The 19740-nt window shown below is 47.2% G+C and carries 20 protein-coding genes; 19 read left to right on the top strand and 1 reads right to left on the bottom strand.

What is annotated here, in order from left to right:
• The first annotated feature begins 18 nt into the window (after positions 1 to 18).
• From PUP29_RS02515 to PUP29_RS02445, 15 genes are read left to right on the top strand one after another with little or no spacing between them, the layout of a single operon-like run.
• A complete protein-coding gene (locus tag PUP29_RS02515; RefSeq protein ID WP_353424045.1) occupies positions 19 to 885 on the top strand; it encodes a YicC/YloC family endoribonuclease in 867 nt (288 codons plus the stop codon).
• 12 nt (positions 886 to 897) lie between these two features.
• Entirely contained in the window at positions 898 to 1161 is a 264-nt protein-coding gene (gene remA, locus PUP29_RS02510) for an extracellular matrix/biofilm regulator RemA (RefSeq protein ID WP_079547396.1), read from the top strand.
• Positions 1145 to 1726 carry a guanylate kinase gene (gmk, locus tag PUP29_RS02505; protein WP_079547397.1) on the top strand — a complete coding sequence of 194 codons (582 nt, stop codon included), beginning with the start codon at positions 1145 to 1147 and terminating at the stop codon, positions 1724 to 1726. The genes remA and gmk overlap by 17 nt, the downstream gene beginning before the upstream one ends.
• 14 nt (positions 1727 to 1740) lie before the next feature.
• On the top strand, positions 1741 to 1947 hold the full coding sequence (gene rpoZ / locus PUP29_RS02500; RefSeq protein WP_079547398.1) for a DNA-directed RNA polymerase subunit omega: 207 nt from the start codon (positions 1741 to 1743) through the stop codon (positions 1945 to 1947).
• Between the two features lies 1 nt (position 1948).
• Complete coding sequence (gene coaBC / locus PUP29_RS02495) at positions 1949 to 3133, top strand: bifunctional phosphopantothenoylcysteine decarboxylase/phosphopantothenate--cysteine ligase CoaBC (protein ID WP_079547399.1); 1185 nt, start codon at positions 1949 to 1951, stop codon at positions 3131 to 3133.
• Between the two features lie 54 nt (positions 3134 to 3187).
• Entirely contained in the window at positions 3188 to 5392 is a 2205-nt protein-coding gene (priA, locus tag PUP29_RS02490) for a replication restart helicase PriA (RefSeq protein WP_079547400.1), read from the top strand.
• Positions 5393 to 5404: 12 nt separating this feature from the next.
• Complete coding sequence (def, locus tag PUP29_RS02485) at positions 5405 to 5893, top strand: peptide deformylase (protein WP_079547401.1); 489 nt, start codon at positions 5405 to 5407, stop codon at positions 5891 to 5893.
• Positions 5877 to 6842, top strand: a complete 966-nt coding sequence (gene fmt, locus PUP29_RS02480; RefSeq protein ID WP_353423763.1) for a methionyl-tRNA formyltransferase — start codon at positions 5877 to 5879, stop codon at positions 6840 to 6842. Before def ends, fmt begins: the two co-directional genes overlap by 17 nt.
• The gene (rsmB, locus tag PUP29_RS02475) at positions 6839 to 8140 is read left to right on the top strand and encodes a 16S rRNA (cytosine(967)-C(5))-methyltransferase RsmB (RefSeq protein ID WP_079547402.1); all 1302 of its coding nucleotides are present in this window, start codon (positions 6839 to 6841) and stop codon (positions 8138 to 8140) included. The genes fmt and rsmB overlap by 4 nt, the downstream gene beginning before the upstream one ends.
• Entirely contained in the window at positions 8137 to 9180 is a 1044-nt protein-coding gene (gene rlmN / locus PUP29_RS02470; protein WP_079547403.1) for a 23S rRNA (adenine(2503)-C(2))-methyltransferase RlmN, read from the top strand. The genes rsmB and rlmN overlap by 4 nt, the downstream gene beginning before the upstream one ends.
• Entirely contained in the window at positions 9177 to 9911 is a 735-nt protein-coding gene (locus PUP29_RS02465) for a Stp1/IreP family PP2C-type Ser/Thr phosphatase (protein ID WP_079547404.1), read from the top strand. Before rlmN ends, PUP29_RS02465 begins: the two co-directional genes overlap by 4 nt.
• The gene (locus tag PUP29_RS02460; protein WP_079547405.1) at positions 9908 to 11788 is read left to right on the top strand and encodes a protein kinase domain-containing protein; all 1881 of its coding nucleotides are present in this window, start codon (positions 9908 to 9910) and stop codon (positions 11786 to 11788) included. Before PUP29_RS02465 ends, PUP29_RS02460 begins: the two co-directional genes overlap by 4 nt.
• A gap of 6 nt (positions 11789 to 11794) precedes the next feature.
• On the top strand, positions 11795 to 12646 hold the full coding sequence (gene rsgA / locus PUP29_RS02455; protein ID WP_079547406.1) for a ribosome small subunit-dependent GTPase A: 852 nt from the start codon (positions 11795 to 11797) through the stop codon (positions 12644 to 12646).
• Positions 12647 to 13300: a ribulose-phosphate 3-epimerase gene (rpe, locus tag PUP29_RS02450; RefSeq protein WP_079547407.1), complete on the top strand. Its 654-nt coding sequence runs from the start codon at positions 12647 to 12649 to the stop codon at positions 13298 to 13300.
• The gene (locus tag PUP29_RS02445) at positions 13297 to 13947 is read left to right on the top strand and encodes a thiamine diphosphokinase (RefSeq protein ID WP_079547408.1); all 651 of its coding nucleotides are present in this window, start codon (positions 13297 to 13299) and stop codon (positions 13945 to 13947) included. The genes rpe and PUP29_RS02445 overlap by 4 nt, the downstream gene beginning before the upstream one ends.
• Positions 13948 to 14009: 62 nt before the next feature.
• On the opposite strand, the gene rpmB is transcribed toward PUP29_RS02445, so the two are convergent.
• Complete coding sequence (gene rpmB / locus PUP29_RS02440; protein ID WP_079547409.1) at positions 14010 to 14201, bottom strand: 50S ribosomal protein L28; 192 nt, start codon at positions 14199 to 14201, stop codon at positions 14010 to 14012.
• A gap of 184 nt (positions 14202 to 14385) precedes the next feature.
• On the opposite strand from rpmB, the gene PUP29_RS02435 reads away from it, so the two are divergent.
• The 4 genes from PUP29_RS02435 (at position 14386) to hisZ (ending at position 19739) form a co-directional block, all read left to right on the top strand.
• Positions 14386 to 14739, top strand: coding sequence for an Asp23/Gls24 family envelope stress response protein (locus PUP29_RS02435; protein ID WP_079547410.1), 354 nt, complete (start codon positions 14386 to 14388; stop codon positions 14737 to 14739).
• A 13-nt stretch (positions 14740 to 14752) separates the two neighbouring features.
• Positions 14753 to 16399, top strand: a complete 1647-nt coding sequence (locus PUP29_RS02430) for a DAK2 domain-containing protein (RefSeq protein ID WP_079547411.1) — start codon at positions 14753 to 14755, stop codon at positions 16397 to 16399.
• A gap of 81 nt (positions 16400 to 16480) precedes the next feature.
• Entirely contained in the window at positions 16481 to 18487 is a 2007-nt protein-coding gene (gene recG, locus PUP29_RS02425; protein WP_353423761.1) for an ATP-dependent DNA helicase RecG, read from the top strand.
• Positions 18488 to 18569: 82 nt separating this feature from the next.
• Positions 18570 to 19739, top strand: coding sequence for an ATP phosphoribosyltransferase regulatory subunit (gene hisZ, locus PUP29_RS02420; protein ID WP_079547413.1), 1170 nt, complete (start codon positions 18570 to 18572; stop codon positions 19737 to 19739).
• Position 19740 lies beyond the last annotated feature (1 nt).

Genomic DNA, 19740 nt, shown 5'->3' with positions numbered 1-19740 from the left:
GCTGTATCTTTGAAAAGCATGACAGGCTTTGGCAAAAGCGAAATTGCACTTGACGGCAGAAAGCTTCGGGTAGAGATCAAAACGGTAAACCATCGTTTTCTGGATATCAGTATCCGAGAACCGAGGTTTATGGTGTTCTTGGAAGATGAGGTGCGCAAGCATATCAAAAAGAGTATCAACCGCGGCAGAGTAGATATTTTTATCTATTATTCATCTGAACGGGAGGATGCAAAAAATGTGATTGTCGATATGCCGCTTATAAATGCCTATATAGAAGCGGCGGAGAATATCAGCAGACAGCATGGCATCGTCAATGACTTGGGAGTAACGGCCTTGATGCGTTTACCGGATGCAGTCACCTATGAAGACGAACATTCGGACGAGGATGCTCTGCGTGAGCTTTTGTATACGAACCTTGATGCGGCTCTTGAGGAACTGAAAGCGGCGCGCGAGAAAGAAGGCGAGCAGCTGAAAAAAGATATCATGAAGCGTTTGGATACGATACTTGTTTATGTGAACAATATCGCCTCTAAAGAAGATATCGTAGTCTATGAATACAAGATGAAGCTGAAAGAGCGGCTGCAGGAGCTGCTTGACGGTGCGGAAATAGACGAACAGAGGTTGGCGCAGGAGGTCGCGTTTTACGCAGACCGCTGCAATATCACGGAGGAACTGGTACGCATCAGGAGCCATGTGAAACAGTTTAAAGCAGCAGCGGAGGAAGACACGCCGCAGGGGCGCAATATGGATTTCATTGTGCAGGAGCTGAACCGCGAATTTAATACGATCGGCTCGAAAACACAGGATGGCGAGATACTGAAGCAGGTGATTGCCGGCAAAGGAGAAGTGGAGAAAATCAGGGAACAGATACAGAACATTGAGTAAGGAGACGAGTCAATGGCAATCAAACTTATCAATATTGGATTTGGAAATATTGCATCGGCGAACCGTCTGGTTGCAATCGTCAGCCCGGAATCTGCACCCATTAAGCGCATTATTTCAGAGGCGCGCGCTGCCGGGAGGCTGATCGATGCGACCTATGGAAGGCGTACGCGCGCAGTAGTCATTATGGACAGCGATCATGTGATTCTGTCCGCAGTACAGCCGGAAACAGTGGCAAACCGGATCGTTACAAAGGATAACGATGAAACTGATGATTGAGGAAGAGCGTATGAGTGAAATGGGAAAATTGATCGTCCTTTCCGGTCCTTCGGGAGCGGGGAAGGGAACGATCGTCGACCAGCTTTTAAAAAATGGAGAATACGAGCTTTCAATCTCTTGCACAACGCGTGCGCCGCGCGGACAGGAAAAAGAAGGCATAAATTATTTTTACAAGTCCAAAGAGGAATTTGAGAAAATGATCGCGGAGGGAAAATTCCTCGAATACGCAGATGTGTTCGGCTGTTACTATGGAACGCCGCGGGATTATGTGCTCGGCAAATTAGAGCAGGGGAAGAGTGTTATTCTCGAGATCGATGTGCAGGGAGCGCTGCAGGTAAAAGAAAATTATCCGCAGGCGATCATGATTTTCATTTTACCTCCGTCGGAAGAGGTGCTTTTGGAGCGACTTCGCGGCAGGGGAACCGAAACGGACGAGCAAATTGCAAAACGTTTCGGCAAAGCGAAGGCTGAAATGGAACTTGCATGCCGCTATGACTATTCTGTAGTAAACGACGACCTGATGACTGCTGTTGAGGAGATCAGGCGGATCATAGAGAAAGATTGACGGAGGTTTTATCAATGATACATTTGGAATTGAACGATTTACTCTCAAAGGTAGATTGCCGCTATACGCTGATCGTTGAGACAGCAAAGCGTGCCCGCCAACTGATAGATGGAGCGCAGCCTTTAAACGAACCGGTTGACAAAAATCCTGTTTCGCAGGCTGTAAATGAAATTTTAAACGATAAGGTGACGTATATCCGTGTTACAGACGGAATCAAATAAAATGCTGCAGGGAAAAAATATTCTTCTTGGCGTTACGGGTGGCATTGCCGCTTATAAGGCCGCGAGTCTTACTAGTATGCTGAAAAAGACGGGAGCCGGAGTCGATGTTGTCATGACAGAAGCGGCTACCCGTTTTGTTGCCCCGCTGACATTCGAAACGCTGAGCAAAAATGCGGTAGCGACAGACTTGTTTTCAAGGGAAAGGCCATGGGAGGTCGAGCATATTGCGCTTGCGCAAAAGGCTGATCTTGCCATCGTTGCTCCGGCAAGTGCCAATACGATCGCAAAGCTGGCGTGTGGCCTTGCGGACAATATGCTGACCACAACGCTGCTCGCATGCACCTGCCCGATATTGATCGCACCTGCGATGAATACGGCGATGCTGCATAATATCGCGACGCAGGTGAATTTGCAAATTCTAAGAGACAGAGGCTATATGATTCTGCCGACTGGAAACGGAGAGCTTGCGTGCGGACAATCGGGCGATGGAAGAATGCTGGAGCCGGAGGGTATTCTAAAAGCTGTTGAGGATCATTTTAAGAATCGGGATGATCTTGCGGGGAAAAAAGTTTTGATTACGGCGGGACCAACACGGGAAGCGTTCGATCCGGTCCGGTATCTGACAAACAGGTCCTCTGGAAGAATGGGCTATGCGCTTGCAGAGAATGCGGCAGAGCGGGGAGCTGAAGTTATGCTTGTCTCCGGCCCTGTTGCGATTGAAGCGCCTCCCAAGGCAGACCTCTATCCGGTAGAGAGCGCCGCTGAAATGTATGACCGGGTGATGGAGCTTAAAGAGCGGGCTGACATCATTATCATGTGTGCTGCCGTTGCAGACTATGCGCCGGCAAATTGTGCGGTGCATAAAATGAAAAAGCAGGAAAGCATGACTGTTGAGCTTGTGAAGACAAAGGATATTCTTGCGGAGCTTGGTCGTGAAAAGAAGGCATTTCTTGCCGGTTTCGCGGCGGAAACGCAAAATTTGGAGCAATATGCAAAGGACAAGCTCGTGCGGAAAAATCTTGATATGATCATCGCAAATGATGTATCTGCTCCGGAGATTGGCTTTGACAGCAGCTATAATGCTGTATCCATTTATAAGAAAAACGGGGAGACGCTTCACTTGCCAAAGGATACGAAGCGAAAATTGGCGGAAAAAATTCTGACAGAGATTAGGAACAGCATTTAAACAGATAGCGCGCCTTTAAGAAGGAGCGCTATTTTTGGAAAGGAGGGAAACTGCATGTATGCTGAGGTTATCGTCGATATCTCCCATACACAGGTAGACCGCGTATTTGAATATCGCATACCGAGCGAAATGGAGATTCGGCCCGGTATGCGTGTAAAGGTTCCCTTCGGAAAAATGAAAGATACAGAGGGGATCGTGATTGGAATCAAGGAGATTTCTGATTATGAGCCGGATAAAATACGGGAGATCATAGAACCGCTCGAATCCTTTTGTGCGCTGACGGAAGAACAGATTCATCTGGCGGAATTCATACAAAAAAAATATAATACGACTTTGGCGATGGCGCTGCGCTTTATGCTTCCCGCACAGGTGCGGGGGGGGCGCATATCGGCTAAAACGCAAAGAATGGCGCGTCTGATCTTGAAAGGACAAGAGCTGGAACAGGCTGAGCGTGCGCTTTTAAAAAAAGACGGCAGGCCGAGATCGCCGAAACAGATGGAAGTCCTTACCTTTCTCAAGCATAATGGACAAATGGCTCTTCGTGAGCTGAATACATCCGCGGTGCATGCGCTTGAAAAAAAGGGAATACTTGAAATCGTGCGTGCGGAAATAGCGCGGCTGCCCTTTGAAAAGAGCGTTCCACGTACACGGGATTATGAATTGACGGAAAAGCAGAAGCAAATTTTGGAAGCGATTAGGAACGGAAAACAAAAGCGCTTTTTACTGCACGGCGTTACGGGAAGCGGAAAAACGGAGATTTATATCCGCGTCATGCGCGACTGTATTGCAAAGGGAAAAACCGCGATACTTCTTGTACCTGAAATTTCGCTGACGCCTCAGACCTATCTTTTTTTGAAGCAGCGCTTTGATGAAGAGATTGCTGTATTTCATTCCGGACTCTCCGCGGGAGAACGGTTTGACGAGTGGATGAAAGTAAAGCGCGGTAAGGCAAAAATCGTACTTGGGGCACGATCGGCTATCTTTGCGCCGCTTGATGATCTTGGCGCGGTCATTATTGATGAAGAGCATGAAACAAGCTATAAGGCCGACAATTATCCCAAATATACCGCACATGAGATCGCAGAAGAACGCTGCCGCCTCAGCGGTGCTCTTTTGATTCTCGGAAGCGCTACGCCGCAGATCGAAACCTACTATAAAGCATGCCGCGGTGAGTATGAGCTTCTCAAGATGCCGAACAGGCTTTTTGGCCTTCAGCTTCCTGCGGTCGAGATCGTGGATATGTGCGGGGAACTGAAGAAGGGAAACCGCACAGCAATCAGCGGACGATTATATGAGGAGCTTGAACATACGCTGTCTCAAAAAAAGCAGGCTATGCTTTTTCTGAACCGCAGAGGTTATTCTACCTTTGTCATGTGCCGGTCCTGCGGCTATGTAGTAAAGTGCGGGAGCTGTGATGTGACGATGACTTATCACAAGACACAGGATATTTTAAAGTGTCACTATTGCGGACGCACCAAAGTACCGGAAACAGTTTGTCCGATATGCGGAAAACCGCATCTGAAATATTTCGGAACAGGAACCCAGCAGATAGAGGAACAGGTCAGACAAATGTTTCCGCAGGCTCGCGTTTTGCGTATGGACCTCGACACTATGACAACAAAAGGCGCACATCTTGAGTTATTTGAAGATTTTGCCGCGCATAAGGCAGATATCCTGATAGGAACCCAAATGATAACCAAAGGCTTCGATTTCAAGAATGTGACCCTATCGGCAGTGCTTGCAGCCGATACGATGCTGAACATACCGGATTACCGCAGCGCAGAGCGTACCTTTTGCCATATCACACAAATTGCCGGACGCGCAGGCAGGAAAGAGCCGGGCACAGTGATCCTGCAGACCTATAATCCGAAGCATTATGCGATACAGTATGCGAAATATCATGATTACGAAGGCTTTTACCGGGAAGAGATCGCTATGCGCGAGATGGCACAGCTCCCGCCGTTTTCGACCTATGTGCAGATACAGTTTTCCGGGGAACGGGAAGAGCAGGTAGTGGAAGCCGTGAAAGATTTCATCAGGAGATTAAAAGCGGTGCTATTGCCCCATAAACGTGGTATAATAAGTATCAGAGCGTCTGAAGCGGCCATCAAAAGGATCAAGGATATGGAACGTTACCATATCTTGATTCATCTAAAGAACGATGAAGATTTGATTGGACAGATATATCAGCTGTTTCAGAAGACAAGATATGGCAACGTTTTGACCGGTATCGATATCAATCCGGTCAATATGGCGTAACGGAGGAAAAATATGGCGACCAGAACCATACTTTTAAAAGACAATCCGAGGCTGCGTAAGATCTCGCGTCCGGTAACTAAAATCAATAAGCATATTACCGAGCTCTTGGATGATATGGCGCAGACGATGTATGAGGCGCGTGGAGTTGGATTAGCGGCCCCGCAGGTGGGGGTGCTCAGGCGTGTTGTTGTAATCGATGTCGGCGATGGCCTCATAGAGCTCATCAATCCTGAGATCATACATGCGGAGGGGCAGCAGCGGATGGAGGAGGGCTGCCTTTCCTTGCCGGATGATGCGGGATATGTGGTGCGTCCTGCTAAAGTAACGGTGCGCGCATTGGACCGCAACGGGGAAGAGCATGAATATACTGGGGAGGAACTGTTAGCACGTGCCTTTGCACACGAAATAGATCATTTAGACGGCATTTTATTTACAGATAAAATGGTAGAGCGCATTGAACCGGAGGGGCATGAGGAGCATGCGGATGAAAAAGGACTTTAATATCGTTTTTATGGGAACGCCTGATTTTGCCGTTCCCTCCTTAGAAATGCTGATTCGGGAAAACTATCATATATCGGCAGTCATTACTCAGCCGGACAGAAAAGCGGGCAGAGGCCATAAATTAACGCCTCCGCCTGTTAAAGCGGCTGCTGAGGCGGCGGGGCTTCCGGTCTATCAATTTGAGAAAATCAAAGCGCCCGAGGGGGTTGCGCTCTTAAGGGAGTTGTCGCCGGATTTGATGATCACAGCGGCGTTCGGGCATATCCTGACGGAAGAGATCCTTTCGCTTCCGCAATATGGCTGTATCAATGTGCACGCTTCTCTTTTGCCGAAATTGAGAGGAGCGGCCCCGATCCAGTGGGCGATCATCAACGGAGAGAAACGAAGCGGAGTGACGACTATGTATACGGCGCTTGCGTTGGATGCAGGAGACATTCTGGAGCAGGAGGCAGTCGATATCGGAGAAGATATGACAGCAGGAGAGCTGTATGAAACCTTGAGTGTTCTCGGCGCAGATGTATTGCGCAGAACGTTGGAAAAAATGAAAGCAGGCACGCTTATGCGCACGCCGCAAAAAGAAGAAGAGGCAACCTATTTTCCGATGTTCAAAAAAGGCTTCGGACAAATTGATTTTAGTAAAACAGGACGTGAGCTCCATGACTTTGTGCGCGGCACAAACCCCGCGCCCGGAGCCTATATGATGTATCGTAATGAGAAAATAAGAGTATACCGTGTATCTGCGCATGACTATTCCGGAAGCGAGCCGTGCGGAACGGTTTTGTATGCCGATGACAAACGGGGGCTCGGGATCCGCTGCGCGGACGGTTTGGTGACGATCGATGAACTGAAACGAAGTGGAGCACGGTGTATGGCCGCGAAAGATTGTATGAGAGGCCGTCCGCTCGAGTCAGGATATATTTTTGAAAAGCAAGGGGAACAACAGGATTGAATGCGCGGCAGGCGGCGCTTGAGATCGTATCGAATGTGCTGCAAAACGAAAGCTATCTGAACTTGGAATGCAAACGTGTGCTGTCAGGCAGGTGGAGCGTTGAGGATAAGCGCTTTATTATGGCGCTTGCAAATACTACGATCGAAAACCTGTTTCGTATCGATCATGTACTAAAGCAATTTATTACTGTGCGGCGGGTACATACGGTGATTATGAATATTCTGCGTTTGGGCGCGTGCCAGCTTCTGTTTTTTGAATCGGTTCCTGTTTCTGCAGCGGTTAACGAAAGCGTGAAATTAGCGGAAAAAAGCGGCAAAAAACAGCTAAAAGGCTTTGTGAACGCTGTATTGAGAAATCTATCCAAAAGCTTTGGGAAGATTCATTATCCGGATCGCGACGGCGATCCGGCGGAATATTTTCATGTTTTCTACAGCTATCCCAAATGGCTGTGTAAGAAATACATAAAAGAATATGGCGAAGAACAGGCAGAGCAAATGATGAGCTATACCGGTGACCGCTCTCTGACGTGTATACGCTTAAACCGGCTGAAGGCAGGGCCTGCAATTGCTGCGGGATATTTGTCCGGACTGTATTGCGAGGACGCATATTATATCAAGGGAATGGAAGCGCCGGAGCAAATGCCTGAATTTCGCGAGGGGCTTATCACGATACAGGGAGAAGCATCTCAGGCTGCTGTCTGTGCAGCAGGAATCAAGCGGGAAGATAAGGTGCTGGATGCCTGTGCCGCTCCCGGCGGAAAGAGCGCTTATGCAGCATGCTTTGCACTGAATGGCAAAATTGTTTCTCAGGAGCTGCATGAACATAGGAAGGTACTGATTGAAAAAACGTTTGCGCGGCTCGGCGTTGAGAGTGCAGAAGTCTGCCTTGGAGATGCGGCGGTATTCAAACCGGAATGGAAAGAGGCATTTGACGTTGTTCTTGCAGATGTACCGTGCAGTGCGCTTGGCCTTTTATATCGAAAGCCGGATATTAGGCTTTTTAAAAAGGAAACGGATATTTCAGAACTTGTCCGTATCCAGCGCGCGATACTGGATACCTGTGCAAACTATGTACGGCCAGGCGGCGTTTTGCTCTATTCGACTTGTACGATAGACTGGGCAGAGAACGAAGAGAATGTCCGGAATTTTCTGGAACGGCATCCGGAATTTTCAGAGGACAATTTAGCTCCTTATCTGCCGGGAGAATTGAAGGAACGCGCCGACGGCGGAATGCTGCAATTATTTCCGCATATCGACAGTATAGACGGTTTTTTCATGGCGAGGTTGAAGAAATCATGAAACGGCCTTTGATCGACTATACATACAGCGAATTGAAGGATGAGCTTCGGCACATAGGTGAGAAATCGTTCCGGGCGAAGCAAATTTTGAAATGGATCTCGGAACAGAAACCGATTGAAGAGATGACGGACCTTTCAAAGGTACTTCGGAGCCAATTGCGGAAAGAGTATGGAGAAGGTTATGCCGAATCGTGCAGGGTGCTTTCTGCCGCAGACGGAACGAAAAAATATTTGTTCCGTTATTTAGACGGCAGCACGGTCGAAAGCGTATTCATGCCAAAAAATTATGGAAACACGATCTGCGTTTCTACGCAAGTAGGCTGCCGGATGGGGTGTGCGTTTTGTGCTTCATGCAGAGATGGCCTGAAGCGTAATTTGACTGCCGGAGAGATTTTAGCACAGGTGATCGCTGTAAATGCAGAACAAGGGCCCGGGCGTAATATTGATCATATCGTATTGATGGGAATGGGGGAGCCTCTTGATAATTATGACCATGTCGTCCGTTTTATTCGTATGGTGAATGAACCGGAGGGAATGGGCATAGGACTGCGCGGGATATCCCTTTCGACATGCGGGCTGACAGACGAAATAAAAAAGCTCTCGGAAGAAGGCCTTGGAATCACGCTTTCTATTTCCTTGCATGCCGCGTCTGATGAAAAGCGCTTGAAAATCATGCCGACGGCCCAAAAATATAAAATCGCTGAAATATTAGATGCAGCGCGAACGTACTTTCTAAAAACAGGACGGCGTATTATAATAGAATACGTCGTAATAGACGGCTTTAATGATACAAAGAATGACGCCCGCATGCTGAAAGAGATATTGACGGGGATGAATTGCCATGTCAACCTGATACCGCTGAATGGAAACGATGGGATAACTTTGAAAGCGCCATGCAGGAGAAAAGTATATGCTTTCTGCAATATGCTGGAGAAGGAAGGGCTTTCAGCGACGGTGCGTAAGTCTATGGGCAGCGATATCGCCGGAGCGTGCGGACAGCTTAGGCAGCAATATGTTGGCAAAAATGGAGATAGGACATGAAAGCAGCGGCACTGACACACATCGGAAAAGTAAGAGCGACAAACGAGGATTCTATTTTAGTACACGATCAAAGCCAGCCTTTTTATATGCTGGTAGCGGACGGAATGGGCGGGCATGCCGCAGGCGAAGTCGCGAGCGGTATGGTGTGCGCTGAGCTTGAGTGCTATATTAGTGGATTAGGCTGTTCCGTATTAAGCGAGCTGCAAATCATAGAAGGCATTCGCTTTGTGAATCAACGCCTGATCGAGGCGGTGGAAAAGGATTCGGCGTTGCAGGGAATGGGAACTACGCTTACCTTTGCGGCCTTTGATGAAGACAAAATCACGATCGCTCAGGTAGGAGATTCAAGAGCCTATCACAAGCGGGCGGAGGATATTTATAAGATCACGAAAGACCATACGTATGTTCAGCACCTGATAGACAGCGGTGTTATCAACGAAGGTGCGGCGAAAGACTATCCTTTTAAGAATATTATCACGCGCTCTGTAGGCATGAAAGATTTGGAAGTGGATTTGTTTTCCGTGGAGTGGAGCGGAGACGATATTATTCTGTTATGCTCAGACGGTTTGTCAAACTATCTGGATAAAGAAATGATGTTTCGTATTTTAAAGGGGCCGAACAGTCTTGAAGAAAAAGCGCAAAAGCTTGTTGATATTGCCTTGGAAAGCGGTGGAAAGGATAATATTTCCGTTATCCTCGCCCAGCGTACGCAAGAAGGAGGCGCCTTATGATAGGACCGGATACGGTGCTGGGCGGACGGTACCGCCTGATCGAACAAATCGATTCAGGAGGCTCTGCATATATCTATAAAGCGGTGGACGAACTGTCAAAGAAAACCGTGGCCGTTAAGGTGCTGAAGCCTGAGCTTACAGAAAATGAAGAATTCGTACAGCGCTTTAAAAAAGAAGTGCAAGCCGCGGCAAAGCTTCGCCATGCGAATATTATTCGTGCCTATGATGCAGGGCTGGATGACGGTACCTATTATATCGTAATGGACTTGATCGAGGGAAAAACGCTCAAGCATTTGATCAATGTGAATGGTCCGCTGCCTGTCAAATATGCCGTCGCCGTTGCGAAGAAAATATGTCTCGCTCTCGAATATGCACATGTAAAAGGATTTGTGCACAGGGATATCAAACCGCATAATGTGATGGTCGATATGACAGGAGAACCCTATATTGCTGATTTTGGGATCGCGCGAAATATAGCGCAGAATACGATCACAGCAGAGGAAGGAAGCGTCATGGGATCGGTTCACTATTTTTCGCCGGAGCAGGCACGCGGCGAACGGGTAGATAAACGCTCCGATATCTATTCCCTTGGAATATTACTATACGAAATGGTAACGGGGAAAGTACCGTTTGACGCGGATACGTCGGTTGCGATCGCATTGAAGCATATCAATGATCCAATGCCGGATGCAAGAGCGGAAAATCCTGCTGTGCCGGAAAGTATCAATAAAATAATCCAGAAAGCCACACAAAAGGATAAGCATTTTCGCTATAAATCGGCTTTCAATATGTATGAAGATCTGCAGAGGTGTTTGCTTGAGCCGGATGGAGAATATGTAAAATACAGCGAGAGCAAACGCACGCAGCAGCATTTGGAGGAACATGCAAGGCGTTCCAAAAAAAGCATGAAGCGCCTGTTGATGATTTTTGGAGTTGCTGCAGTCGTTATTTTTGCGATCATTGCTATTGTGAGCGCAGTCATCAATTTCAGTGCAGAAAGGCCGGTCACCCTTCAGGATTTTGTTGGAATGACGGAAAAAAACGCGGTAGAAGCAGCACAAAAGGTGACGACAGTTCCAACGGTAGTTTATGAGAATTCATCGGAAGCAGAAAAAGGGATCGTAATTCGTCAGGAGCCGGCGGCAGGTGCGGATTTCAAAAAGGATGACCCGCTTACCCTTATCGTAAGCAACGGAACAGGCTCCGATATTATGCCAAATGTAACAAATATGGATAGAGCACAGGCGGAGAAAGTGCTGCTCGAAAATGGGATAGAGTGGGACCAAATCGTAGAAGATACGAAGGGAGACGCTCCGGTCGGTTATGTGATCGAACAGCATCCGGCGGCAGGAGAATCTGTATCTGAGAGCGGAAGTGTTTGGCTCACCGTAAAGGCCTCGCCGGATACGCAAAAGATTTCTGTTCCCAACATACAGAGCATGCAGCTTGCAGATGCGCTGAACGTGCTGCAGTTAAAAGATTTAAACCTGTTTTTTGTCTATGAGAAAGAGAGCGGTGAAGAAGAAGGTACCGTAATATCTCAGAATCCACCTGAAAATACGGAAATATCTGTGAACGATCCGGTAGCGCTGACGATTCCGTCGGCAGATGGAAAACGGTATCAAATGAAAGACGAATTCAGTCTTAATATCCCAAAGGATGTTACATCGGTGCGGATCGGTGTTCCGGGCAATATCAACGGCGTTCCTGTTTATTATATCATTTACGATACTATCATGGAAGCGGGCGACCATGTTGTGGAACCGGGTGGGACCGTTTACATCGATTCGGATGAAGAGATTGTTCAGCAGGATGTAGTGTTGTTTCTGAACGACGTCCAAGTGCGTACCGAAACAGTAGAATTTACAAGGAGGTAAAGAAAAATCCGCGGAAGGATCATAAAAGGGATTGGCGGTTTTTATTATGTAAGCGACGGTAAGGGTAATGTTTTTGAGTGCAAAGCACGCGGCCGTTTTCGCCGGGAAGGCCTTAAACCAATGACGGGCGACCTCGTAGAATTTGAGGCGCTGCGCGGCGGCGGCTCTATAGAAGAGATCCTGCCGCGCAGAAATGCGCTTGTACGTCCGATGGCGGCCAATATAGATAAGCTGCTGCTTGTCCTTTCGGCGGGAAAGCCTGCACCGGATCTTATTCTTGCCGATAAACTGCTGATTCAGGCAGAGAAGAACAAAATAGAGCCTGTTATTCTTATCAATAAAACAGATATGGATAGAATACAGGCAGAAGCTATTCGCCGCCAATATGCCTGTTATGCAGTTTTACTTACCTCGGCGAGGACGAATGAAGGGATCGGCCCCTTAAAAGAAATATTGCGGGGCAAAAGCGCATGCTTTGCCGGTCAGTCGGCAGTCGGGAAATCATCGCTGCTGAACCGGTTGGACCCTGCTCTGACATTGGAAACAGGCGGTCTCAGCAAAAAGACGGCCCGCGGACGACATACGACCCGGCAGGCGGAGTTGTTTTATATTGCTGACTGCGATGCGTATATCATAGATACCCCCGGGTTTTCCATGTTTGAGACGGGGCTTGATAAATCGGAAACGGCAGTTTATTATCCTGAATTTCGTATTGCTGCGCAAGCCTGCCGATTCGCATCCTGTCGGCATGACAAGGAACCGGATTGCGCTGTTAAAGCTGCAGTGGAAAGGGGAGATATTCCCCGAGAGCGTTATGAAAGATATATACGGATTATTCATTCTTTGGAGGAAAAATAAATGATAAAAATAGCACCATCTTTATTGGCAGCAGATTTCTGCAACATGGAGCAAGGCGTAAGAATGATGGAACGGGCCGGAGCGGACTATCTCCACTGCGACATTATGGACGGAGTTTTCGTTCCCAATATTTCGTTTGGTTTTCAGATGATTTCAAGACTGAATGAGATCACGGATATCCCGCTTGATGTGCATCTGATGATCGTCCAGCCAGAGCGGTATATTGAGCGCTTTGCAGAAGCTGGCTCTGATCTTATTACAGTACACGCGGAAGCAACGGATCATTTGCAGCGCGTCCTGAAGCAGATATCACAATGCGGTAAAAAACCGGGTGTCGTTCTGAATCCGGCAACTCCGCTTGAAGTGCTGAAATATGTTTTGGATGACGTCGACATGATTCTTTTGATGTCCGTCAATCCCGGATATGGCGGACAAGCCTTTATTCCTGCAGTGCTGGAAAAGGTAGCAGACCTGCGCAGAATGATAGACGCTTCCGGAAAAAAGATCGATATCGAAGTGGATGGGGGAGTCGATCTCAGCAATTGTATGCAGCTGCGAGAAGCAGGAGCAACGGTACTCGTAGCCGGGAATGCAGTGTTTAGTGCAAAGGATCCGGAAAGAACAGTGCGGGAACTGCGGGGAGAAGCAGAATGAAAGCTCTCTTGGTGGCGGCGGGGGACGAACCGGGAAAAGCTCTTTTTTTGGATGCCGTGCAGCAGGCAGAGCTGTTGATCGCGGTTGACGGCGGACTGCGGGTTTTCGATAAATATGGAGTTGAACCGGCGTTTGTCGTTGGAGATATGGATTCAGTGGAGCCTTCTTTGCTGAAAAAATATGAAAGAAAAAGTTGTTTTCTTACGGCTCCCTCAGAAAAGGATGATACCGATCTGACATTGGCGGTCGATAAAGCAAAGGAGGAGGGTGCAGAAGAGATACGGCTTCTTGGAGCGACAGGGGGCCGAATCGACCATCTGCTGTCCAATCTGATGCTGCTGAAATACACGTTTCAAAGAGAGATGTCTCTGACGATAGAAGATGACATTCAGGAAATCACCCTGCATATAGGAACCTTTCATATCAGCGGTCAGCCGGGACAAACGGTCTCCATAATCCCGGTGAACCAAAAGGCCACGGTAACGGCGAGCGGGCTGTATTATCCGCTTGAGGATCTTGTATTGACCAACGGAAGACCCCGCGGCGTAAGCAACCTAATGCTGGGGAACAGAGCGGAGATCAGCAGCGATGATTTTGTTTTTATCTGCAAAGATAAGAAAGTTCCCCTGTGCCGAAAAGAGAAATAAAAAATAATATAAAAAAGGACGGAAACACATTGAAATCCGTCCTTTTTGCATTATAAAACTTATTATACGTAGCGTTCAACTTTGCCGGAACGCAGGCAGCGCGTGCAAACATATTTTCTGGTAGGGGTCCCATTTTCAATGACCCTGACACGCTGTACGTTTGGAGCCCAAATTCTTTTGGATGTTCTGTGCGAATGGCTGACTTTGTTGCCAGATACGACACCTTTTGAACAAATCTCACAATATCTTGCCATCTAAAACACCTCCCTCTTGGTGTATACGTTCAAACAGCGTTTATTTTACCATCAAAAGCGACTGAATGCAAGTGTTTTTTATGAATAATGGTTAAATTTAGTGATTCGGAACGGGATATGCGATTGCTATTGGCAAAAAGTTGGTATATAATAAATATCAATAAACCATTAGGAGGTTTTTTTCATGAGTGCAAGTTTGAAAGTCGATTTGGGTACGGTAACCTATACGGAAGACTATATTGCTTCTATCGCAGGATACAGTGCGCTCGAGTGTTATGGCCTTGTCGGGATGTCGCAAAAGAATATCACGGAAATGATTGCCAATATGTTCACTGGCGATAATCTGAAAAAGGGCGTGCATGTTAAGACCGACGGTTCTGAAAATATCGTCATCGAATTGTATATTACGGTAAAATATGGGGTTTCTCTTGCTGCAGTGGCAGAAAACATTATAGACAAAGTAAAATATACGGTGGAAAAGGAAACGGGCCTGAATGTACAGAGCGTAGATATCATCGTACAGGGAATCCAGATTTAAGGGGGAACTCGAATTGATCGAACTGCTGGATGGGCAGCAATTTAAAGATATGATCGTAGGCGCGGCAGCGACTCTGGAGAAGAATAAAGAGTCGCTCGACGCGCTTAATGTATTTCCGGTACCGGACGGCGATACGGGAACGAATATGTCGCTTACCATGATTTCAGCTGCGAAAGAGGTGGCGGCGGCAGATCCGGCCGACATGAAAGCGATCGTGCAGGCCTTGAGTCTGGGTGCGCTGAAGGGAGCACGGGGAAATTCGGGCGTGATTCTGTCACAGATATTCGCAGGCTTTGCCGATACGCTCTCAAAAGCAGAAGGAAGTATTGGAACTGCTGTATTTGCAGAAGCGTTCCGAAACGGCGTAAATTATGCATATAAAGCGGTCATGAAGCCCAAAGAAGGTACAATACTCACAGTCGCAACAAAAATGGCGGAAGCAGCGGAACTCATGGCCGAAAAGTCGGCCGATTTATATGCACAGCTCGAATACATCATCCAAGAAGGTGAAAAAGCCCTGAAAGAGACGCCTGAGCAGCTCCCGGTCCTGAAAGAAGCAGGCGTTGTGGACGCAGGCGGGGCAGGCTTTCTTGCCATTATTATGGGTTTGAAGAGCGTGCTCGACGGTGCTGATGTCGATGCAGAAAATATTTTAGGCTCGCAGGGAGTTGTCGTCGATTTTACGAACCTCGAAGCGCCGGATGAAGAAATCAAGTTTGGATACTGTACGGAATTTTTTATCAAGAATATCTATCCGGAAGTCAAACAGAGGGATATCGATACCTATAGAAATAATCTTTCCAAAATAGGCGATTGCGTATTGGTAGTCGGCGACCTATCTTTGGTAAAGACACATGTGCATACAAACGAACCGGGACTGGCACTCCAATATGCACAGATATTAGGAGAACTGAGTCATATTAAGATAGACAATATGAGAGAACAGCATCGTGAGCTTTCGGAGATAGCTCCGGATATGGAAGCTCCCGTACAGGCGGAACAGCGTAATATAGCGGTTGTTGCCGTGACTGCAGGCGATGGAATACGGACGATTTTCCGTGATTGGCAAATCGAAGCGTTCGTAGACGGCGGGCAGTCGATGAATCCCTCTACAGACGATATTTTGCAGGCGGTAAAGAAAGCTCCGTCCGATAATATCATCGTTCTGCCGAATAATAAAAATATTGTTCTTGCAGCGGAGCAGGCAGCAGAACTGAGCGAGAAAAATGTGTTTGTACTAAAAACCACTTCAGTTCCACAAGGGATCGCAGCGGCGGTCGCGTATGACCCGGAAGCAGACCTTGAAGCCAATGTAAAGCGTATGGGCCGGGTGATAAAAGAAGTTAAAACCGGGTTGATCACCCATGCGGTGCGCGATACAAGATTAAATGGAAATGAAATCAAGAAGGGCGAACTGATTGGGATTGCTGAGAATGATATTGTTGCGAACGGAACAGAGCTCAAAACGGTTTTTATGGAACTGCTGCGCGTGATGATCGATGAGGATTCTGAAATGATTTCGATTTATTATGGTGAAGGTGCTGATGAAGCCAGCGCAGGCCAGCTTGAGGAATTATGCGGAAAAGAATTTTCAGATCGTGATATCGAGCTTCATTACGGCGGGCAACCGGTTTATCCTTATATGATTGCAGTGGAGTGATCGAAGCGACGAAAAAAGCCGGCAAAGCGTCGGCTTTTTTCTTTATCGATAGGGACCTTTAAACGGTTTATGGGTATGGAAATGGAACTGAATGAAAGTGTAAAAGGCCTCTCGGGCATAGGAGAAAAAATATTTCAAACGTTACAAAAAATAGAGATCTCTACCCTAAAGGATCTCGTATATCACCTGCCGCGCGCTTATAAAGACTTTTCCCACATCAAAAAAATCGGGGAAGCCCGCTTTGGAGAAACGGCTTTTTTTGAAGGGAAAATAGTATCGCAGCCTACCGTCAAAAGACCAAAACGCAATCTTGAGATCACAAGCTTTCAAATAGCAGATGGTACAGGAATAGCGGCGGTAGATATCTTTAATCAATTTTACATCAAAAATAATCTTGCGACTGGAAATACGCTTTATATTTATGGACGGTTGGAGCATAGATTTGGCAAAGTGCGTATTGCAGTGCCGGAGCTGTATTTCAAAAAGCCGGAAGAGGCTTTTCAGCCTGTTTATCCTCTGACGGCTGGGCTGACGCAGAACATGATGAGGAAATTCATACGGGAAGCCCTGCGGGTCATGGAACCGGTAGAGCTTTATTCAAGCAGTTTTTTACGCAGATATAAATTACCGGGTATCAAGGCGGCGCTGAAAGAGGTACATTTCCCGGAATCAGCTGCGCATATAGAAAAAGCGAGAGAAAGAATCGTTTTTGATGAACTCTTGATTTTTAATAGAATGCTGACGCTTTTGGGAGATGAAAGCCGGGCGCAAAGCTGTGCGCGTATAAATGAATGTTCTGTCCAAGAATTTGAACGGTCTCTTCCGTTTGAGCTCACCAACGCTCAACGACGCGTTATGAAAGAAATCATGGATGATATTGAGGGAGACACAGTCATGAACCGTCTTGTGCAGGGCGATGTAGGGAGCGGCAAGACGGTAATTGCTTTTTTTGCTATGTATTGTATGCGCAAAAACGGCTATCAGAGTGTCCTTATGGCGCCTACCGAGATATTGGCGCGGCAGCATTATGAAACGGCGGTAAAATTGTTCCCGGAAAATGAAGTGATTTGCCTGACGGGAGCACCAAACGCTAAAAAGAAAGACGAAATGCGGCAAAAAATATCTGACGGTTCTGCGATGATCATCATTGGTACGCATGCGCTTTTATACGGAGAACTTTCTTTGAAAAGGCCCGGACTGGTCATAACGGATGAACAGCATCGCTTTGGCGTAAAGCAGCGTGCAGCTCTTTTGGGAGGACGGGATATCCATACGCTTATCATGTCTGCTACGCCAATTCCGCGTACGCTTTCCCTTGTGCTTTTTGGGCATACGGATATCTCCATAGTGGACGAGCTTCCGCCGGGACGCAAAGAGATCAAGACATATTTGATCCATCGGGATAAATATGATGCTATGGTTGGTTTCATCAGACGGGAGCTGTCTGCGGGAAGACAATGCTATTTCGTTTGTCCGCTGATCGAAGAGGGAGAGGGGATGGAGGCCAAGGCTGCAAAGCAGATGCTTGAAGAAATACGGAAGTTCTATCCCGGAAGCAAGGCTGCCCTTATTCATGGCAAATTAAAGAATGCGGAAAAACAAGAGATCATGGATGATTTTTCGAAAGGCAAGATCCAGATATTGGTTTCAACTACCGTAATTGAAGTGGGGATCAATGTACCAAACGCAACGGCAATGGTCATTATGAATGCGGAACGTTTTGGTTTAGCACAGCTTCATCAGTTAAGAGGACGAGTGGGCCGGGGAGGATTTCAATCTTATTGCTTCCTTGTCTCCGATCATCAAGAGGCGTATGAACGCCTGCGCGTTCTTGTGCGGAGCAGCGACGGTTTTGAGATTGCGGAAAAGGATATGCAGCTGCGCGGCTGCGGTGATATTATAGGAACACGGCAGCATGGCGTGAGTACGCTAAAGGCGGCGAATCTTATTACAGATGTGGAGCTTTTGACCGAAACGAAAGAGATTCTTGCGAATATGGAAAAAGTTTATCCAAAAGAATATCAGATGATCACAGAGCAGGCTAAACGCCAGCTCGCGGGGAAATTGCTCGAGATTGCACTGAATTGATTTTTCTTGACAGACGGCGCGGGATGGATTATTATAGTAATGTGATATCGATTTACTACGCTAAAATATCAAGGAGAGGGCTATGACAGAAAAATTAAAAAAGCAGGTGCCGGCCGGCGCATGGGATTATTTGCCGGAAGAGTGCGCTGCAAAGCGTAAGATAGAAAATGAAATAAGAGATAATTTTTTGGTAAGCGGCTATCAGGAGATCGAGACGCCGTCTTTCGAATATTATGAAGTTTTTATGCATGATTCTGTTCCCTACGTGCAGGAAAATATGATGAAGTTTTTTGACCAGCAGGGTAGGATACTGGCGCTCCGCCCCGATCTTACGGGCCCGATCGCACGCATGACGGCGACAAAATTATTAAGCGAGGGAAAAGTATTCCGTCTATGTTATATTCAGAATGCATTTGGATTTTTGAACCGGGGCATTGCGGGAAAAACGGAATTTACGCAGGCGGGCGTTGAAATGATTGGAAAGAAAGGCGCAGATGCAGATGCTGAGGTGATTGCGCTCGCGATCGGAACTCTGCTGAAAATAGGATTTGACGGTTTTAAGATAGAGCTCGGACAAGTGGCCTACTTCAAAGGTCTGCTTGCGGGATGTGGTCTTGATGATGAGCAAACAGAACGTATCCGTGCGCTTGTAGATGCTAAAAACAATGTGGAGCTGGAATATGAACTTTCACGGCTCAATATAGACACGGAGAAAAAAACGGCACTTCTTGAACTCGGAAGCCTTTTCGGCGGACCCGAGGCGCTTGAGAGGGCGGACCTCCTTGCTGAGAATGACGAGTGCCGCGCCGCAGTAGAAAATATAAGGGAAGTTTATGATATTTTATGTGGATTCGGATATGAGAAATATATTTCTATCGATTTTGGGATATTGAATAATTTTAACTATTATTCGGGAATCATCTTCCGGGGGATTTCAGATGGGATCGGAACGCCGATCTTGTCCGGCGGACGTTATGATGAATTGCTGCGCGAATTCGATGCCGATGCTCCGGCGACCGGATTTGCACTTGGTGTAAAGGAACTGCTTGTAGTACTTGAGCGGCAGGGAAAGCTGCCGAAGCTTTCCGGAAAAACGCTTGTGGTACGGACAGATAGGAAGCACATGGCTGCCGCGTTTTCGTATGTACAGAAATTGCGCGAAAGCGGAAAGCGGGCATTGTTGGAATTAAGTGATGAAAACAACTACGACCCCGTTCTGTTTGAGACTATAGATTTTAAGAAGGAGGCGTAAT

The sequence above is a fragment of the Christensenella massiliensis genome (assembly GCF_040409835.1).
GTDB classification, from domain to species: Bacteria; Bacillota; Clostridia; order Christensenellales; family Christensenellaceae; genus Christensenella; species Christensenella massiliensis.
This window is presented reverse-complemented; position numbering and strand designations above follow the sequence as displayed.